This window comes from Streptomyces sp. NPDC046870 (assembly GCF_040704595.1).
In the GTDB taxonomy this organism is placed as follows: domain Bacteria; phylum Actinomycetota; class Actinomycetes; order Streptomycetales; family Streptomycetaceae; genus Streptomyces; species Streptomyces argyrophylli.
The window spans coordinates 399,333-416,674 of record NZ_JBEYXM010000005.1; the positions used below are offsets into that span (position 1 = coordinate 399,333).

The following is a 17,342-nucleotide window of genomic DNA, read 5'->3' on the forward strand; positions in this document are numbered from 1 at the left end:
CACCGGGAGTGAGGGTTCCAGCACGGGCGGAAGGCGAGCGCGCGGTGGCGGTGTCCGAGCAGCGGCAGGCGGGGCGAGGCGAGCGGTTGGTGACCGCGCTGGACCGCCGGCTGCCGGTCGCGTCGGCCGGCAAGGAGTTCCTGCGCAAGGCGTTCCCCGACCACTGGTCGTTCCTGCTGGGCGAGTTGGCGCTGTACAGCCTGCTGCTGCTGGTGCTGACGGGAGTCTGGCTGACGTTCTTCTTCCATCCCGGCATGACGGAACTGCCGTACACCGGCTCGTACCTGCCGTTGCGCGGCACCCTCACCAGCGAGGCGTACGCGTCGGTGCTGCACATCAGCTTCGACGTGCGCGGCGGGCTGCTGGTCCGCCAACTGCACCACTGGGCGGCGCTGGTGTTCGTCGCGGCGATCGGCGTGCACCTGCTGCGCGTCTTCTTCACCGGGGCGTTCCGGCGGCCCCGGGAGGTCAACTGGACCATCGGGGTGACGCTGTTCCTGCTCGCCCTGCTGGAGGGGTTCTGCGGCTACTCGCTCCCCGACGACCTGCTGTCCGGCACCGGTCTGCGCACCTCGCAGGGCATCGTGCTGTCGATCCCCGTCATCGGCACGTACCTGTCGTTCCTCGTCTTCGGCGGCCAGTTCCCCGGGCACGAGATCATCCCGCGGCTCTACGTGACCCACATCCTGCTGGTGCCCGGGCTGCTGCTGGCGCTGGTCGCCGCGCACCTGACCTTCGTCGTCTACCACAAGCACACCCAGTGGGCGCGGCCCGGCCGCACCAACCGCAACGTGATCGGCAAGCCCCTGGTCCCGCAGTACACGGCCAAGTCCGTGGGCCTGTTCTTCGTCCTGTCGGGTGTGCTGGCGGCGATGGCGGCGCTGTTCCAGATCAACCCGGTGTGGAGCTTCGGTCCGTACCGCGCCGACCACGTCTCCCTGGACGCGCAGCCCGACTGGTACGTGGGTTATCTGGAGGGCGCGCTGCGGCTGATGCCGGGGTGGGAGACGGACTTCGCCGGGCACACGATCGCCTGGGACGTGCTGCTGCCCGGTGTGGCGCTGCCCGCGGTGCTGTTCCTGGCCCTGTACGGCTACCCGTTCTTCGAGCGCTGGCTCACCGGGCCACGGCCCGAGCAGCACCCGTGCGACCGGCCGCGGAACCAGCCCACGCGCACCGCCCTGGGCGCGGCCGCCGTCTCGGCGTACGGCGTGCTGCTGCTGGCGGGCGGGCAGGACGTGCTGGCCTACCGGTTCTCCCTGGACGTGGACCTGCTGGCCCGGACCTTCCGCACCGCGCTGTTCGCGGTGCCGTTCGTGACCTACCACGTCACCAAGCGGGCCTGCCTCGGGCTGCAGGCGGCCGACCGGCGCAGGATCCTGGAGGGTGGGGCGACCGGCGAGGTGCGGCGCACGGCGGGCGGCGGCTACGAGGAGGCGCACACGCTGCTGTCCCGCGAGGAGGCCTACCGCATCCTCGTGCGGGACACACCCCGGCCGCGCGCCGAGGGCGCGGAGGCCTGGCGCTGGTTCCGCCGGCACCGGCTGCGCAACGCCCTCAGCCGCTGGTACTTCGCCAAGAGCGTGGAGATGCCGGTCACCGCCTGGGAGAGGCGCCGGATCCAGGTCGTACGGGCCGCTCCGGGCGAGGCGCCCGGGCAAGGGGACGAGTCGTGAACGAGGAGGCACCGCATGAGCGACGGCGCTGAGGGCCACCGGAACCTCCTGTACGGGCCGGAGCCGGACGTGGCCGGGGCGGCCGGTTATCCGGACGCCCCGCCGCGGGTGGGCTTCTTCACCGACACCTCGGTGTGCATCGGCTGCAAGGCCTGCGAGGTCGCGTGCAAGGAGTGGAACGCCGTCCCGGAGGACGGACTCCTGCTGACCGGCATGTCCTACGACAACACCCAGGGCCTCGGCGCCGACACCTGGCGGCACGTGGCCTTCATCGAGCAGCGCAAGCCGCTCGCCGGACAGGAACCGGGGGTCGCGCACGACGACCACGAGGACGTCGACGTCTTCGCCGCCGCGTCCCGGCTCGGCACCGGCCCCGCCTCCCCGGGGCCGGGCGCCACCACTCCCCCGCCGGAGCGGGCTCCCGCCGGCGCGCCCGCCGGGGAGATCTCGCCCGTCTCCCCCGACGGGCGGACGGAGCTGCGCTGGCTGATGGCGTCCGACGTGTGCAAGCACTGCACGCACGCCGCCTGCCTGGACGTGTGCCCGACGGGTTCGCTGTTCCGCACCGAGTTCGGCACGGTCGTCGTCCAGGAGGACATCTGCAACGGCTGCGGCTACTGCGTGCCGGCGTGTCCGTACGGCGTGATCGACCAGCGCAAGGACGACGGCCGGGCGTGGAAGTGCACCCTGTGCTACGACCGGCTCGGCGTCGGCATGGAACCGGCCTGTGCGAAGTCCTGCCCGACGGAATCCATCCAGTTCGGCCCGCTGGAGGAGTTGCGGGAGCGTGCGCGGGCCCGGGTGGCCCAGCTGCACGCGGCCGGTGTGACCGACGCCCGCCTGTACGGCGAGAGCCCGGACGACGGGGTGGGCGGCGACGGCGCGTTCTTCCTCCTGCTGGACGAGCCGGAGGTGTACGGCCTGCCCCCGGACCCGGTGGTCACCACCAGGGACCTGCCCGACATGTGGCGGCACGCGGCGCTGGCCGCCGTCTCGCTGGTCGCGCTCGCCGCCGGGAGCTTCGTGCGGAGGCCGCGATGAGCGAATCCGATGTGACACGGGACGGGGTGCGGCACGCGCGGCCCGACCGGGAGGCGCCGACGGGGGTGCACGCGGGGCGCCGGCGGCGCCGGCGCGGGCGGGGCGAGCAGCCGATGGTGCCGGAGGCCGAGTTCTCGTCGTACTACGGCAAGCCCGTCCTCAACAAGCCGACCTGGGAACCGCTGGACATCGCCGGCTATCTGTACCTGGGCGGGCTGGCCGGGGCCTCCTCGCTGCTCGCGGCGGGAGCCGGGGCCACGGGGCGGCCGGCACTCGGCAGGGTGGCCAGGCTGGGCGCGGCCGGCGGCATCACGTTGTCGCTGGCGGCACTGGTGCACGACCTGGGGCGCCCGGCCCGGTTCCTGAACATGCTCCGGGTGTTCAAGCCCACCTCGCCGATGAGCGTCGGCTCCTGGATCCTGAGCGGGTACGCGCCGCTGGCCCTGGCGGCCGCGGCGACCGAGGTGGCGGGCCGGTACCGGCTGGTGGGCTCGGCCGCCACGGCGGGCGCCGCCGTTCTCGGCCCGGCCGTGGCGACGTACACCGCGGTGCTGCTGTCGGACACGGCGGTGCCGTCCTGGCACGAGGGCTACCGGCAGCTGCCCTTCGTGTTCGCGGGTTCGGCGGCCTCGTCGGCCGCCGGCCTCGCCCTGGCAGCGGCGCCCCCCGCACAGGCCGGGCCGGCACGGCGGATGGCGGCGCTGGGGGCCGTGCTGGAACTGGGCGCCTTCCAGGTGATGAAGCAGCGGATGGGGCTCACCGCGGAGCCCTTCGAGCAGGGGAAGCCGCATCGGCTGCTGCGCGCGGCGGAGGTCCTGACGGCGGGCGGAGCCGCCCTCGCCCTGCTGTCGGCCCGGGTACGGGACCGGCGTCCGGCCATCGCGGCGGGAGCGGCCCTCCTGGGCGGCTCGGCAGCGCTGCGCTTCGGCGTCTTCCACGCCGGGGTGGCCTCCGCCGAGGACCCCCGCTACACGGTCGTCCCCCAGCGGGAGAGGCTCCGGGCGGCGAACGGCTGACGGCACGCGCAGGCGCACGGGCCGATCCCTCAGCCGATGTCCTCCCCGTCGATCAGCTGCCCCTGGGCGACGAGTCGTGCGGCCAGGTCGGGCAGGCCGGTGGCCTCGATGGCCGCCGGGAGGCAGGTGGCCGGGTAGGGCTGGGGGGTGCGCCGCAGCCAGGCGGTGGCGAGGCCGGCGCGGGCCGCGCCGTCGACGTCCCAGGGGTGCACCGACACCAGCACGACCTCGTCGGCCGGGACGCCCACGGCGGCCACGGCGTGGGCGTAGGCCTCCCGGGCGGGCTTCCAGCGGCCCACCGCCCCGACGTCGAGGTGGGTCTCGAAACAGTCGGTCAGTCCTCCCCGTTCGAGGACCGCGCGGGTGGTGCCGGCGGAGCCGTTGGTGAGGGTGACCAGGCGGTACCCGGCGGCGCGCAGGGCCCGGACGCCGTCGGGGACGTCCGCGTGCAGGGGCAGCCGCGGCAGCGCGGCGAGGACGTGCTCCGCCGCCGCCTCGGGGTCGGCCACGCCCCGCGCCGAGGCCGCGAGCGTCCGCAGTCCGTCACGGGCCACGTCGCCGAAGGACGCGTGGCCGCCGGCCAGGCTCAGGGCGATCCCGTCCCGCAGCACACCGGCGAACCAGGCCGGGAGCGACTGGTGCGGCAGCCCGGCCCGCTCCATCAGGGCCGCGAGCGGGGACAGGTCGGTGAGCGTCTCGTTGACGTCGAACACGAGGACGCGGGGGCGTCCGTCACCGGACAACGCGATCGCCTCCTCCCGGATGGCGGGCCGGGTCGGCCAGCGCTTCTCGTTCCTCGCGGTTCACCCACGACCAGGTGACCGCCGCGGCCGCGACGCCGACCGGCAGCATGCCGACGATCATGGCGAGCCCGGCCGCGCTGTGGCCGGCGGCGACCATGCCCACCGCAGGGAGGTCGAGCAGCGGCGCGGCGAGGAAGAGGTACAGGCAGCGGCCCGGGTCGTCCAGCCGGTGCCGGGTGCGCGCGACGGCCGGCAGCCAGAACAGGACCGCGGTCGCGAGCAGGACGGGTTCGGCGACCCGCGCGCCGCCGGGCGGTGCGAGGCCCACGACATCGCCGAGGACGGCCCAGGCGTGCGTGAGGACCAGCAGGGGCAGGGCCACGCCCGCCGGGACGCTGATCCGCTCCCACAGCGGAGAGGGCCAAAGGCACCGGACGGCCGCCGGGACGACCGCGGCGAGGAGGACGGCCGACGAGGCCATCGCCGCCACGGACGCGTGCGCCGGGTGCTCCATGGCGCCTCACTTCTCCCGCGCCGTCGTCCCGTGCACCACGAGGGCGACGGACAGCATCAGCAGCGGCACGGCCACGACGAGCAGCCAGCGGCCGTAGACCAGGCAGAGCCCGACCAGCAGCAGGCCGATCGCGCCGGGGAGCACGCCCCCCGCGCCCCTGTCGGGCACCCGGTAGCGGACGTGCTGGTCGGCCCTCGCCCGGGAGGACACGAGGACGGCGAGGGCGAACAGCTCCAGGACGAGGACGACGCCGCCCCACAGCCAGTACGTCATCGCGTTCTCGCGGTAGATCGCCAGCACCACGAGGAGCAGGCCGTTGAGCACGCCCCAGCCGGCGACCAGGACGGCGGGCAGGTGCCGTCTCATGCGGTACCCCCTCCCGTCCCGCGGTCCAGCAGCGGGGCGAAGCTCGTGACGGGTGGCAGCGGGCGGTCCGCGGGGAAGTTGAGGCGCGGCGGCGGCGAGGTGGTGGCCCACTCCAGGGTATGGCCCTCCCACGGGTCGTCGCCGGCCGGCTCGGCACGGCCCAGGTGGCGGCGGCGCAGCGTCCACAGCACATTGACGACGAACGCCGTCATGCCCGCGGCGAGGAAGGCCGCGCCGATGCCGGCCAGCAGGTTCAGCAGGCCGAAGCCGTCGAACGTGGCGTAGGTGACGACCCGGCGCGGCATGCCGAGGTAGCCGAGGGCGAACATCGGCAGGAAGGTGAGGTTGGTGCCGATGACGAGCAGCCAGAAGTGCAGGCGTCCCATGCGTTCGTCCAGCAGGGTGCCGGTGACCTTCGGGAACCAGTAGTAGACGGCCGCGAACAGGCCGAAGGCGCTGCCCGCGAACAGCACGTAGTGCAGGTGGGCCACCACGAAGTAGCTGTCGGTGACGTGGTAGTCGATCACCGGGGTGCCGACCATGATGCCGGTGAGGCCGCCGATCAGGAACTGCGGGACGAAGGCGAGCGCGAACAGCATGGGGACGCGCAGCCGCAGCCGGCCGCCCAGGATCGTGCCCAGCATGCCGAAGTACTCCACACCCGCGGGCACCAGCAGGGCGATGGAGGTCAGGGAGTAGTAGTCGTTGGCGGCCTGACCGGTGGCGAACATGTGGTGGCCCCACACGCTCATCGACAGGGCGGCGAACACCAGCAGGGACAGGGCCGTGCCCCGGTAGCCGAAGAAGCGGCGGCCGGAGAACACCGCCAGCACCTCGGCGACGGCCGCGAGGTACGGGAAGAACATCACGTACACGACGGGATGGCCGTAGAACCAGAAGATGTGCTGGTAGCCGATGTTCCAGACGTTGGACGCGAAGACGTCCGGGTCGGCGCGGCCCACCCCGAGCAGCACCATCGCGGCCAGCAGCGCCGGGAAGGAACCGATCACCATCAGGCAGGTGGCGATCATCGACCAGCAGAAGACGGGCAGGCGCAGCATGGTCATGCCGCGGGTGCGGCGGCGCAGTACGGTCCACAGCACCGCCCAGCCCATCAGCATGCTGCCGGTCACGGCGAGGCTGACGCCCACGATCCACAGGTCGGGGCCGGTACCCGGCGAGTGCACGCTGTCGGCCATGGGCGGGTACGAGAACCAGCCGTCGGCGTGCGCTCCGGTGGGCGTGGCGAAGCCGGCCAGCATGGTGAGCGCGCCGAGCACGTACAGCCAGTAGCCGAGCAGGGTCAGCCGGGGCAGGGCGATGCCGGGGGCGCCGATCTGCAGGGGCACCAGGTAGACGCCCAGGCCGATGGCGAACGGCGTCATGACCGTGTAGATCATGCCCGAGCCGTGCATGGTGAACAGCTGGTCGTACAGGTGGGCGCCGAGGAAGGTCTCCTCGGGCTGCGCGAGCTGGGCGCGCATGAGCAGCGCGAAGACACCGTCGACCAGCAGGAGCACCAGGGAGGTGCCGACGGTGAGCAGGCCGATGCGCTTGTGGTCGGTGGTGGAGATCCAGCCGAGCCAGCTGCCGGGCGGGACGGGACGGCCGGCGTCGTCGCGCTGGGTGTCGGTGTCCGCAGCGAGCGTCATGCCGTCGCCGTCCCGCCGTGCGCCCAGCGGTCGTACTCGCGGGGGGAGACCGCCTTGATCCAGAAGTCCATGCTCCAGTGCCGCTGTCCGCAGAACTCGGCGCACCGGCCGCGCCAGCGGCCCGTCCGGTCCAGGGTGAGCGTGAAGGTGTTCACGTGGTCGGGGAAGGCGTCCATCTTGTAGCGCAGGCCGGGCATCCAGAGGGAGTGGATGACGTCCCGTGAGGTGAGCCGGAGCTGTACGGTGCGGCCGGTCGGGACGACGAGGGTGGGCATGTCCCTGCCCTTGCAGGTGCCGGTGACCCGGCGGTGGTCCGCGGACCGCGGATAGCGGAAGTCCCAGCACCACTGGAAGCCGGTGACGTCGACGCGCAGGGGCTGCTGGGCGGCGGCGCGGTGTTCCTCGTGGTTCTGCCAGGCCGTCCAGGCGACCAGGAAGACGGCGAAGGCGGCGAGGGCGCCGACGTAGAACGCCTCCACGCGCGGTCGTTCCGAGCGCTCGGTCGTCCTGGTCCGCCGCCGCACCAGCGACCAGGCCAGCACGGCGAGGACGACGAGGAACACACCGCCCGCGATGACGGCTTCCAGTGTGAAGACGGTCCCGAAGACGTGCCGCTGCCTCACCGTGCGACCGCCGTCGCCCCGCTGCGCCTGATCGTCATCGCGATCGCTCCCGTCACTCGTTCGGGACCGTGACCACCCGGACATTACGGGCACCCCGTCCGGTCCTTCCGCCGACACACCGCAAGCGGCGGAGTCCCCCGGGACGTCTCACTCACACCTGCCGGATCCGTTTGGCCGGGCCCGGCGGGGGTACCTCGTCGTCGGTCACGGCCGGAGATGCCGTGACCGCAGGAGTGCGGGAGAATCGGGGCACCGAGCGGGAGGAGGAGTCGTGGGCGTGCGTACCTGGATCGACTCCTGGCCTGTCTACCGCCAGCTCACCGGCACGGATCCGCTCGGCCGCGGCGCCGCCGCGAAGAGCGGGCACAGCGCACGGCTCACGCCCCGGGTCGCCTCGGCCGACCGGGTGGTGAAGTCCGTCTGCCCGTACTGCGCCGTCGGCTGCGGCCAGAACGTGTACGTGCAGGACGAGAAGGTCACCCAGATCGAGGGCGACCCGGACTCCCCGATCTCGCGCGGCCGGCTGTGCCCCAAGGGCGCGGCGAGCCTCCAGCTGACCACCGGGGACGCCCGCGAGTACCAGGTCCTGTACCGGCGTCCGCACGGCACCGAGTGGGAGCGGCTGGACCTGGACACGGCGATGGACATGATCGCCGACCGGGTGATCGCGGCCCGCCGGGACGGCTGGCAGTGGGAGGTCGACGGGACCCGCACCCGGCGCACCCTGGGCATCGCGAGCCTGGGCGGGGCGACGCTCGACAACGAAGAGAACTACCTGATCAAGAAGTTGTTCACCGCGCTCGGAGCGATCCAGATCGAGAACCAGGCGCGCGTTTGACACTCCTCCACCGTTCCCAGTCTGGGAACCTCGTTCGGACGCGGCGGCGCGACCACCTTCCAGCAGGACCTGCAGAACGCCGACTGCATCGTCATCGAGGGCTCGAACATGGCCGAGTGCCATCCGGTCGGGTTCCAGTGGGTGATGGAGGCCAAGGCGCGGGGCGCGAAGCTGATCCACGTCGATCCGCGTTTCACCCGCACCAGCGCGCTCGCCGACCTGCACGTGCCGCTGCGCGCGGGCACGGACATCGCCTTCCTCGGCGGGATCATCAACTACGTGCTCCGGCACGAGAAGTACTTCCGTGACTACATCGTGGCGTACAGCAACGCCCCGATAATCCTGCGGGAGGACTTCCGGGACACCGAGGACCTGGCCGGCGTCTTCTCCGGCCTGGACACCGACAGCCGCTCGTACGACAACCACACCTGGCAGTACGAGGGTTCCGAGGTCCAGGCGCCCTCCGGCGAGCGCGACCAGGAACACGACGAGCGCGGCGACGCCGGCAGTTCGGTGACCGAGGCGGCCCGTGGTGAGGCGCACGGCTCCGGTGGCGCGGTGATCGGCGAGGGCGAGCCGGAGCGCGACGAGACGCTGACCCACCCGCGGTGCGTGTTCCAGGTGCTGAAGCGGCACTACGCCCGCTACACGCCGAAGATGGTGGAGCAGATCTGCGGGGTGCCGCAGGACGTGTTCCGGCAGGTGTGCGAACTGGTCACGGAGAACTCCGGGCGCAAGCGCACGACCGCGTTCGCCTACGCGGTCGGGTGGACCCAGCACACGGTGGGCGTGCAGTACATCCGGGCGGCCTCCGTGCTGCAGACCCTGCTCGGCAACATCGGCCGGCCCGGCGGCGGCATCCTCGCGCTGCGCGGGCACGCCTCCATCCAGGGGTCCACGGACATCCCGACCCTGTTCAACCTGCTGCCCGGTTACATCCCGATGCCGCACGCCCACCAGAACCAGGACCTGGACGCCTTCGTCGAGGCCGAGGCCACGCACAAGGGCTACTGGGGCAACATGCGCTCCTACCTGGTGAGCCTGCTCAAGGCGTACTGGGGTGACGCCGCGACGGCGGAGAACGACTTCTGCTTCGACTACCTGCCGCGGCTCACCGGCTCGCACTCGACGTACGAGACGACGATGGCCCAGCTGGAGGGCGTCTGCAAGGGCTACTTCCTCGTCGGCGAGAACCCGGCCGTGGGCAACGCCAACTCCAAGCTGATGCGGCTCGGCATGGCCAACCTGGACTGGCTGGTCGTCCGGGACTTCTCGCTGATCGAGTCGGCGACCTGGTGGAAGGACGGCCCGGAGATCGAGACCGGGGAACTGCGCACGGAGGACATCGGCACCGAGGTGTTCTTCCTGCCGGCCGCCGCGCACACCGAGAAGGACGGCAGCTTCACCAACACCCAGCGGCTGCTCCAGTGGCACCACCAGGCGGTCGAGCCGCCCGGCGAGGCGCGCAGCGACCTGTGGTTCGCCTACCACCTCGGGCGGATCATCCGGCACAAGCTCGCCGGGTCCGCCGACGAGATGGACCGGCCGGTGCTCGACCTCGCCTGGGACTACCCGACGAGGGGCCGGCACGCCGAGCCGGACGCGGAGGCCGTCCTCGCCGAGGTCAACGGCCATGACGCCGAGGGCAACCCGCTGTCGTCGTACGAGCAGCTGAAGCCCGACGGCTCCACCGCCTGCGGCTGCTGGATCTACTGCGGTGTGTACGCCGACGGCGTGAACCAGGCGGCCCGCCGCAAGCCGGGCCGGGAGCAGGACTGGGTGGCGGCCGAGTGGGCGTGGGCCTGGCCGGCCAACCGGCGGATCCTGTACAACCGGGCCTCCGCCGACCCCGAGGGCAGGCCGTGGAGCGAGCGCAAGGCGCTGGTGTGGTGGGACCCGGACAAGGGCGAGCGGGGCGAGTGGACCGGGCACGACGTGCCCGACTTCAAGAAGGACAAGGCGCCGGACCACGAGCCGCCCGAGGACGCGTCCGGGCCGGAGGCCCTGTCCGGCACGGACCCGTTCATCATGCAGGCCGACGGCAAGGCGTGGCTGTACGTACCGTCCGGGCTCACCGACGGGCCGCTGCCGGCGCACTACGAACCGCAGGACTCCCCGTTCCCGAACCTGCTCTACGACCAGCAGCGCAATCCGGTACGGCAGTTGCTGCCGTCGCACCCGGACAACCGCTACCAGCCGAGCGGCGACGAGCCCGGCGCCGGGGTGTTCCCGTACGTGGCCACCACCTACCGGCTCACCGAGCACCACACGGCGGGCGGGATGTCCCGCTGGCAGCCGTACCTCGCGGAACTCCAGCCGGAGTTCTTCTGCGAGGTCTCCCCGGAGCTGGCCGCCGAGCGGGGCCTGGCGCACACCGGCTGGGCGACGATCGTCAGCGCGCGGGGTGTGATCGAGGCGCGGGTGCTGGTCACCGACCGGATGTCCCCGCTGACGGTGCACGGCCGCCGGCTGCACCAGGTGGGGCTGCCGTACCACTGGGGTCCGAACGGCTACAGCACCGGGGACGCGGCCAACGAGCTGCTGCACCTGTCCCTGGACCCGAACACGCACATCCAGGAGACGAAGGCGTTCGCCGTCGACATCCGCCCGGGCCGGCGGCCCCGGGGTCCGGCGGCCCTGACGCTGGTGCGGGCCTACCGCATCCGGGCGGGCATCGACGAGCACACCGGCACGGAACCGTGAGCCGGGTGGACGGTGCGGCCGAGGTGAGCGGCTGAGCGGGTCCTACCTGAGCACGACGGAGTGGGCCCCGCGCGGCACCAGCTCCCCGACCACCGGCGCCCCGGGCACCTCCCCGGCGACCAGCAGCCCGCCGGAGGTCTGGGCGTCGGCGAGCAGCAGCCGGGTGTCCGCGTCGGTGTCCCCGAAGTCGGTGTGCGGCGCCACCCATTCCAGGTTCCGCCGGGTGCCGCCGCTGACGTACCCGTCGCGTACGGCCTCCCGGGCGCCCTCCAGGTACGGCACGGCGGCGGTGTCGACGACGGCCGTGACGCCCGAGGCGCGGGCCAGCTTGTGCAGATGGCCGAGGAAGCCGAACCCGGTGACGTCGGTGGCGCACTCGGCGCCGGCGGCCAGCGCCGCCTCGGACGCGTCGCGGTTGAGGGCCGCCATCGTGGCGACGGCGTGCGCGAACCGCTCGCCGGTGGCCTTGTGCCGGTTGTTCAGGACGCCGATGCCGAGCGGCTTGGTCAGCGACAGCGGCAGCCCGGGCCGGCCGGCGTCGTTGCGCAGCAGCCGCGCCGGATCGGCGATGCCGGTGACGGCCATGCCGTACTTGGGCTCGGGGTCGTCGACGCTGTGCCCGCCACCGACGTGGCAGCCCGCCTCGGTGGCGATGTCCAGGCCGCCGCGCAGCACCTCACGGGCGAGGTCGAACGGGAGCCGGTCGCGCGGCCAGGCGAGCAGGTTGACGGCCAGCACCGGCCGGCCGCCCATCGCGTACACGTCGGACAGGGCGTTGGCGGCGGCGATCCGGCCCCAGTCGTAGGGGTCGTCCACGACCGGGGTGAAGAAGTCGGCCGTGGACACCAGGGCGGTCCCCCGGTGCGTGACGACGGCCGCGTCGTCGCCGGTGGCGAGGCCGACGAGCAGCGGGGTGTCGCCGCCGGCGAGCGGCGGCGCGGTCAGCCCGGCGACCACCTCCTCCAGCTCCCCGGGCGGGATCTTGCAGGCGCAGCCGCCGCCGTGGGCGAACTGCGTGAGCCGTACGGGCGCCTGACGGGCCGGTGTCGTTGTCATACCTGTGGTCTCCTGGGGCATTAGCCTGACGGGCGGTGGAGGCGTGTGGGTGCCTGGTGGCCCTCCCGGTCTTCAAAACCGAGGTGCCCGAGGATCTCGGGCAGGCGGGTTCGATTCCCGTCCGCCTCCGTTCTGCTCCCCCGGCACCGTTCGGCAGCGCCGGCGCTGGTCGTCGACGCGCTCCGTGTACCCGCGGGCGTCCAGGAACTCCAGCAGCGGTACGGCCACCCGGCGGGTGGTGTCGAGCGCGCGCCGGGCCTCGCTGAGCGTGAACGGCTGGGGCAGGGCGCGCAGGACGGCGGCGGCGTCGGCGTCCGCCCCGGGCAGCAGCACGATCCCGTCGGCGATCCGGAGCAGGGCTCCCGCCGCCGCGGCGGCGGCCGACGCCCGGCGGTCGAGACCCAGTTCGGCGAGCCGCCCGGCCTCGGGAGCGCGGAACGGGGTGCGGGCGAGGTCCCGGCGCAGGGCGTCCACGGCGGCGCGGACGGCTGCGGGCAGGGCCGGTCCGGAGCTGTCGGCGGGGTGAAGACGGCCCTGCCCCGCCCGGAGCCGGGGCTGTGCGGCCGCCAGCGCGTCGACCAGGGCGCGGTCGGGCAGTCCGAGCAGCCGGCGGGCCGCCTCGGTGGGCAGGCCCGGGTCCAGCGAGTGGGCGCGGGCGTGCTCCAGGACATGGCCGGCCAGCCGGTCCTTCAGCAGGCTCCAGTGCGCCGCGTCGGCGAGCCAGTCCCCGGCGACGGGGTCGGCGGGCGCCGGGACGCCCATCGCCTCCAGGTCGGCGCGGCGGACGAGCTTGCGGCGGCGCAGTTCGGCGGCGCCGTCCGGACGGCCGGTCATCGTCTCCAGCTCGGCCGCGCGGGCCCGGCCGGCGCCGCGCCGGGCCAGCCGGGGCGGCCGTACGTCGAGGACGGTGACGCCGCAGGGCGGGCGGGTGCCGCCGGGTTCGCGCAGCACCGCGCGGTCGCCGACCCGCAGGGGCAGCCCGCGGCGCAGGGTGAGCCGGGCGGTGTCCGGGCCGAGCGGGCGGACGGTCACCGGCACGGCGGCCGTCCCGATGTGCAGGGTGACGTTCCGGGGCAGGTCGGCCACCGGCTCCCCGGTGACCCGTACGTCGGCCACCTCGGTGCTCAGCCAGCGGTCCGGGGCGAGCAGGACCTGGCCGCGGCCCAGGGCGGTGTCCCCCTGACCGTGGACGTTCACGGCGACGCGGGCCACCGCGCCGACGGCCGTCCGCTCCTCGTGCAGGCTCTGCAGGCCGCGCACCCGCACGGCCGATCCGTCCGGGGTGACCAGCCGGTCGCCGACGCGCAGGGTGCCCGCGCCGAGGGTGCCGGTCACCACGGTCCCGTGACCCCGGACGGTGAACGCCCGGTCGAGCCACAGGCGTACGTCGGCGTCGGTGTCGGGTGCGGGCAACTCGGCGGCCGTCCGGGCCAGTTCGGCGCGCAGGTCGTCCAGTCCCGCGCCGGTGACCGCGCTGACCGCGACCTGCGGCACCTTGCCCAGGGAGGTGCCGGCCAGCCGTTCGGCGGCGTCGGCGCGGACCGGCTCGGGGTCGGCGAGGTCGCTGCGGGTCACCGCGAGGACCCCGTGCCGGACGCCGAGCGCGTCCAGGACGGCGAGGTGCTCCTGCGACTGGGGCTGCCAGCCCTGGTCGGCGGCGACCACGAACAGCACGGCGGGTACGGGGCCGACGCCGGCCAGCATGGTCGGCACGAACCGCTCGTGACCGGGTACGTCCACGAACGCGAGGTGGTCCGTGCCGAGCCGGGTCCACACGAAGCCCAGGTCCAGGGTGAGCCCGCGGCGCCGCTCCTCCTCGTACCGGTCGGGCTCCATCCCGGTGAGGGCGCGGACCAGCGCGGACTTACCGTGATCGACGTGCCCGGCGGTGGCGAGAACGCGCATCACACCTCCCTTTCACAGGGGGCCGGCGTCACACCCCGGACGCTCGCCCTCGCGCCGTTCACCGCACGCGGGCGCCGGAGCGGGCCGGCCTTCCGCGCCCCATGACGACCAGCATCACACCGTCCACGCTTCCACGGGGACCCCGGGCGCCCCCCGCCCCTCCACGCGTATCCCCCGCGGCGCACGGATCACCTTCCCCGCCCTTCCGCGGCGGGCCGCGCCGCCCGTACGGCCTCGGCCAGCCGGTCGTCGTCCTGCGGTGGCACCGCCCTCAGGTCCAGCAGGCAGCGCCCCGTCTCCAGGCGGCCGACGACCGGGACACGGCCGGTGCGCAGCGCGGCGGCGTACGGTTCGGGCAGGGACAGGGCGGCGCTGGGCAGGGTGACGCCGGGGGCGCCCCCGCCGCCGACCGTCGCGGCGCTCCCGACGGCCAGGACGTCGATCCCGTCGGCGGCCAGCCCGGCGGCCAGCCGGTCGGCGCGGGCCCGCAGCAGGGCCGGGTCGGCGGTGAGGGCGAGCGCGGTCGGGGTGGGCGGGCCGGTGAGGGTGGCCTCCAGGGCGGCCAGGGTCAGCTTGTCGACGCGCAGGGCGCGGGCCAGCGGGTGCCGGGCCAGGGCGCGGACCAGGTCCTCCCGGCCGAGCAGCAGCCCGCACTGGGGTCCGCCGAGCAGTTTGTCGCCGCTCGCGGTGACGAGCGCGGCGCCGGCGCGCAGCTGGGTGTGGGCGTCGGGCTCCTCGGGCAGGGCCGGGTGGGGGGCGAGCAGCCCGGAGCCGATGTCGACGACGACCGGCACACCGAGGCCGGTGAGGTCGGCGACCTCGGCGGACCGGGTGAAGCCGGTGATCCGGAAGTTGGACGGGTGGACCTTCAGCACGAACCCGGTGTCCGGCCCGATGGCGGCCGCGTAGTCGGCGGGGACCGTGCGGTTGGTCGTACCGACCTCGCGGAGCCGTGCGCCGGTGGAGACGAGCAGGTCGGGCAGGCGGAAGCCGTCGCCGATCTCCACCATCTCGCCCCGGCTGACGACGATCTCCTTGCCGGCCGCGAAGGCGGTGGCGGCGAGGACGAGGGCGGCGGCGCCGTTGTTGACGACGTGGACGGCGCCGGCGGCCGGCACCGCGTCGCGCAGGGCGGCGAGCGCGGAGCGCCCTCTGCGGGCGCGGACACCGGTCGTCAGGTCCAGTTCGACGTCCGTGGGACCGGCAGCTTCCTGGACGGCCCGCCGGGCCGCGGCGGACAACGGGGCCCGGCCGAGATTGGTGTGCAGCAGCACGCCGGTGGCGTTGAGCACCGGGCGCAGGCCGCTCGCGGTGCCGGGCAGCAGGTCCAGGGCCGTCCGCGGGACCTGTTCCGGTGGGATGCCGCCCGCGCGGGCCCGGTCCTGCGCCTGCCGTACGGCGGCCTTCACCCGGTGCGCGCCGAGCCGTTCCACCGCCTCGGCGAGCCGGGGGTCGCGCAGGAGGGTGTCGGTGCGCGGGATGCGGCGGCGTGCGTCGCCGGCCGCGTCCCGCTGCCGGGGCGGGTCCGTGGTCACGGGCGCGCCGCGCGTGCCGTCCTCGGCTGTCCCTCCTGGTACCGGCCGCTGTTCCATGCCGCCCCTGTCCTCCCGGTCCGGCCCTGTGCCCGTACGGACTCGGCCCATCGTCTCCCAGTGCCCCCGGCGGGCCGTCCGACACGCCGGAACGTACGTTGGCGGTGGCCGTCGCCCGGGTACTCGGCGCCGCATGAAGGACCATGAGGACAAGCGACAGGACGAGAACGCGACGGCGGCCGAGCGGGCCGCGCGCCGGCAGCGCGACGCGGACCGCGAGCGCGCCGCGTCCCAGCCGTTCGACTACCCGTACCCGGAGCGCCGGGCGAACGTCCGGGCCCGGCGGCACATCAGCGAGGCGCAGGCCGCCGCGGACACACCGCCGGGGATTCCCGGCGGCTACGGCACGACGGGTGGCGGCCAGCCCGGCGCCACCGGTGCCGCCCACCCGCCGTCCCCCGAGCACCGCAGCACGTCGGCGGGGACGCCGGCCGCGGAGCCGGGCAGTGACGACGAGGGGCCGGTGAACCGCTCCGAACGCTGACGGGCGGCGGTGAAGAGGAGCCTGCGGATGAGCCACGGCGTCCGCGGGAGGCTCACGGCGCCCCGGTGGGCCACGGCCGGTCGTCGGTGTCGTCGGCCTCCGGCTGCGGCCGGGGCGACGGTGCCTCGCCCGCGGTGAGGTGCTGCAGCACCTCCATCAGTTCCTGGCAGGCCTTCTCCACCGAGTCCCGGGTGTTGCGCTGCTCGATGATCACGGCCGACAGCAGCAGCGCGGTCAGGGCCATGGCGCCGTTGAAGGCCTGCAGCTTCACCATGACCTCGATCCGGCTCAGCCCGGCGAACGCGCCGACGCCGTCCGTGGCGGCGACGGTCGCCACCACGGACGTCAGCAGCGCGCAGAGCACACTGCCCAGCAGCTGGAACCGCAGGGCCGCCCAGATGATGAGCGGGGAGACGAGGAAGAGCAGGCTGAGCGAGCTGTGGGCGGCCAGCGGGACGAGGACGCAGGCGACGACGGCCAGCGCGGTCGCCTCCTTCCAGCGGCGCAGGGGCAGCGGCCTGCGGGCGCCGCGCAGCAACAGCAGCAGCGGGGTGACGAGCAGGACCCCCATCGCATCGCCCACCCACCAGGCGAGCCAGACGGGCCAGAAGCTGTGCGGGGGCACGCTGCCCGTGAGGACGAGGACGCCGACGCCGACGGTCGCGCTGACCAGCATGGCGCCCAGCGCGCCCAGGAACACCAGGGCGAGGCCGTCGCGCAGCCGGCTGAGGTCGGTGCGGAAGCCGGCCCGGCGCAGCAGCAGCGCCGCGCACAGGGGTGCGGCGGTGTTGCCGAGGAGGATGCCGAGCACATCGGGTCCGGGTGTGGTCAGGGACAGGACGGAGAAGAAGGCGCCGACCGTGATGCCGGGCCAGCAGCCCAGGCCGAGGATGAGCAGCGCGGCGACGGCGACGCCGGTCGGCGGCCAGATCGGGGTGACGACGGCCCCCTCGACGGTCAGCTGGCGCAGCAGGCCGAGCCGGGCCGCCGCGTAGTAGCAGGCGGCGACGGCCAGCATCTGGACGGCACGGCCGCCCGGCCGGCGCAGCTCCTCGAAACCCACCACAGCAGCAATCTCACACCGCCGGCCACCGGTCGGCGAGGCGAGCCGCGCGGCGGCCCGGCCCCATGGC

General features: G+C 74.1%; 13 protein-coding genes, 1 tRNA gene and 1 pseudogene. 6 read left to right on the forward strand and 9 right to left on the reverse strand.

Annotated features, from left to right (window positions below):
* Nucleotides 1–44: 44 nt before the first annotated feature.
* From AB0946_RS15005 to nrfD, 3 genes are read left to right on the forward strand one after another with little or no spacing between them, the layout of a single operon-like run.
* Nucleotides 45–1,676 carry a cytochrome b N-terminal domain-containing protein gene (locus AB0946_RS15005; RefSeq protein ID WP_366761002.1) on the forward strand — a complete coding sequence of 544 codons (1,632 nt, stop codon included), beginning with the start codon at nucleotides 45–47 and terminating at the stop codon, nucleotides 1,674–1,676.
* Between the two features lie 15 nt (nucleotides 1,677–1,691).
* Nucleotides 1,692–2,717 carry a 4Fe-4S dicluster domain-containing protein gene (locus AB0946_RS15010; protein ID WP_366761003.1) on the forward strand — a complete coding sequence of 342 codons (1,026 nt, stop codon included), beginning with the start codon at nucleotides 1,692–1,694 and terminating at the stop codon, nucleotides 2,715–2,717.
* Nucleotides 2,714–3,733: an NrfD/PsrC family molybdoenzyme membrane anchor subunit gene (nrfD, locus tag AB0946_RS15015; protein WP_366761004.1), complete on the forward strand. Its 1,020-nt coding sequence runs from the start codon at nucleotides 2,714–2,716 to the stop codon at nucleotides 3,731–3,733. Before AB0946_RS15010 ends, nrfD begins: the two co-directional genes overlap by 4 nt.
* 29 nt (nucleotides 3,734–3,762) lie before the next feature.
* On the opposite strand, the gene AB0946_RS15020 is transcribed toward nrfD, so the two are convergent.
* The 5 genes from AB0946_RS15020 to AB0946_RS15040 are packed head-to-tail and all read right to left on the reverse strand — an operon-like array spanning nucleotide 3,763 to nucleotide 7,631.
* Nucleotides 3,763–4,476, reverse strand: coding sequence for a haloacid dehalogenase type II (locus tag AB0946_RS15020; protein ID WP_366761005.1), 714 nt, complete (start codon nucleotides 4,474–4,476; stop codon nucleotides 3,763–3,765).
* Nucleotides 4,466–4,990, reverse strand: coding sequence for a hypothetical protein (locus AB0946_RS15025; RefSeq protein WP_366761006.1), 525 nt, complete (start codon nucleotides 4,988–4,990; stop codon nucleotides 4,466–4,468). The genes AB0946_RS15020 and AB0946_RS15025 overlap by 11 nt, the downstream gene beginning before the upstream one ends.
* Nucleotides 4,991–4,996: 6 nt before the next feature.
* Nucleotides 4,997–5,356 carry a hypothetical protein gene (locus AB0946_RS15030; protein ID WP_366761008.1) on the reverse strand — a complete coding sequence of 120 codons (360 nt, stop codon included), beginning with the start codon at nucleotides 5,354–5,356 and terminating at the stop codon, nucleotides 4,997–4,999.
* Nucleotides 5,353–7,008, reverse strand: coding sequence for a cbb3-type cytochrome c oxidase subunit I (locus AB0946_RS15035; protein ID WP_366761009.1), 1,656 nt, complete (start codon nucleotides 7,006–7,008; stop codon nucleotides 5,353–5,355). The genes AB0946_RS15030 and AB0946_RS15035 overlap by 4 nt, the downstream gene beginning before the upstream one ends.
* The gene (locus AB0946_RS15040) at nucleotides 7,005–7,631 is read right to left on the reverse strand and encodes a cytochrome c oxidase subunit II (protein WP_366761010.1); all 627 of its coding nucleotides are present in this window, start codon (nucleotides 7,629–7,631) and stop codon (nucleotides 7,005–7,007) included. Before AB0946_RS15040 ends, AB0946_RS15035 begins: the two co-directional genes overlap by 4 nt.
* 271 nt (nucleotides 7,632–7,902) lie before the next feature.
* Between AB0946_RS15040 and fdh the strand changes: the two genes are divergently transcribed.
* Nucleotides 7,903–11,172 (forward strand): formate dehydrogenase, encoded by a 3,270-nt coding sequence (gene fdh, locus AB0946_RS15045; RefSeq protein ID WP_366761011.1) that lies wholly within the window; start codon nucleotides 7,903–7,905, stop codon nucleotides 11,170–11,172.
* Between the two features lie 42 nt (nucleotides 11,173–11,214).
* Here fdh and selD read toward each other — a convergent pair whose 3' ends face one another.
* Complete coding sequence (gene selD / locus AB0946_RS15050) at nucleotides 11,215–12,228, reverse strand: selenide, water dikinase SelD (protein WP_366761012.1); 1,014 nt, start codon at nucleotides 12,226–12,228, stop codon at nucleotides 11,215–11,217.
* Nucleotides 12,229–12,265: 37 nt separating this feature from the next.
* Here selD and AB0946_RS15055 point away from each other — a divergent pair.
* Nucleotides 12,266–12,358, forward strand: a tRNA-Sec gene (locus AB0946_RS15055).
* Between the two features lie 41 nt (nucleotides 12,359–12,399).
* On the opposite strand, the pseudogene AB0946_RS15060 reads toward AB0946_RS15055, so the two are convergent.
* Nucleotides 12,400–14,133: pseudogene (locus tag AB0946_RS15060) on the reverse strand (SelB C-terminal domain-containing protein); the annotation flags it as partial.
* Nucleotides 14,134–14,321: 188 nt separating this feature from the next.
* Nucleotides 14,322–15,725 carry an L-seryl-tRNA(Sec) selenium transferase gene (selA, locus tag AB0946_RS15065; protein WP_366761013.1) on the reverse strand — a complete coding sequence of 468 codons (1,404 nt, stop codon included), beginning with the start codon at nucleotides 15,723–15,725 and terminating at the stop codon, nucleotides 14,322–14,324.
* A 133-nt stretch (nucleotides 15,726–15,858) separates the two neighbouring features.
* On the opposite strand from selA, the gene AB0946_RS15070 reads away from it, so the two are divergent.
* Complete coding sequence (locus tag AB0946_RS15070) at nucleotides 15,859–16,209, forward strand: hypothetical protein (RefSeq protein ID WP_366761014.1); 351 nt, start codon at nucleotides 15,859–15,861, stop codon at nucleotides 16,207–16,209.
* A 52-nt stretch (nucleotides 16,210–16,261) separates the two neighbouring features.
* Here AB0946_RS15070 and AB0946_RS15075 read toward each other — a convergent pair whose 3' ends face one another.
* Nucleotides 16,262–17,275 (reverse strand): MASE1 domain-containing protein, encoded by a 1,014-nt coding sequence (locus AB0946_RS15075; protein WP_366761015.1) that lies wholly within the window; start codon nucleotides 17,273–17,275, stop codon nucleotides 16,262–16,264.
* Nucleotides 17,276–17,342 lie beyond the last annotated feature (67 nt).

Bases quoted from the DNA above. Each gene is read 5' to 3' on its own strand.
- AB0946_RS15010 (WP_366761003.1), top strand. From the start codon at position 1,692: ATGAGCGACGGCGCTGAGGGCCACCGGAACCTCCTGTACGGGCCGGAG.
- nrfD (WP_366761004.1), top strand. From the start codon at position 2,714: ATGAGCGAATCCGATGTGACACGGGACGGGGTGCGGCACGCGCGGCCC.
- AB0946_RS15025 (WP_366761006.1), bottom strand. From the start codon at position 4,990: ATGGAGCACCCGGCGCACGCGTCCGTGGCGGCGATGGCCTCGTCGGCC.
- AB0946_RS15030 (WP_366761008.1), bottom strand. From the start codon at position 5,356: ATGAGACGGCACCTGCCCGCCGTCCTGGTCGCCGGCTGGGGCGTGCTC.
- AB0946_RS15035 (WP_366761009.1), bottom strand. From the start codon at position 7,008: ATGACGCTCGCTGCGGACACCGACACCCAGCGCGACGACGCCGGCCGT.
- selD (WP_366761012.1), bottom strand. From the start codon at position 12,228: ATGACAACGACACCGGCCCGTCAGGCGCCCGTACGGCTCACGCAGTTC.
- selA (WP_366761013.1), bottom strand. From the start codon at position 15,725: ATGGAACAGCGGCCGGTACCAGGAGGGACAGCCGAGGACGGCACGCGC.
- AB0946_RS15070 (WP_366761014.1), top strand. From the start codon at position 15,859: ATGAAGGACCATGAGGACAAGCGACAGGACGAGAACGCGACGGCGGCC.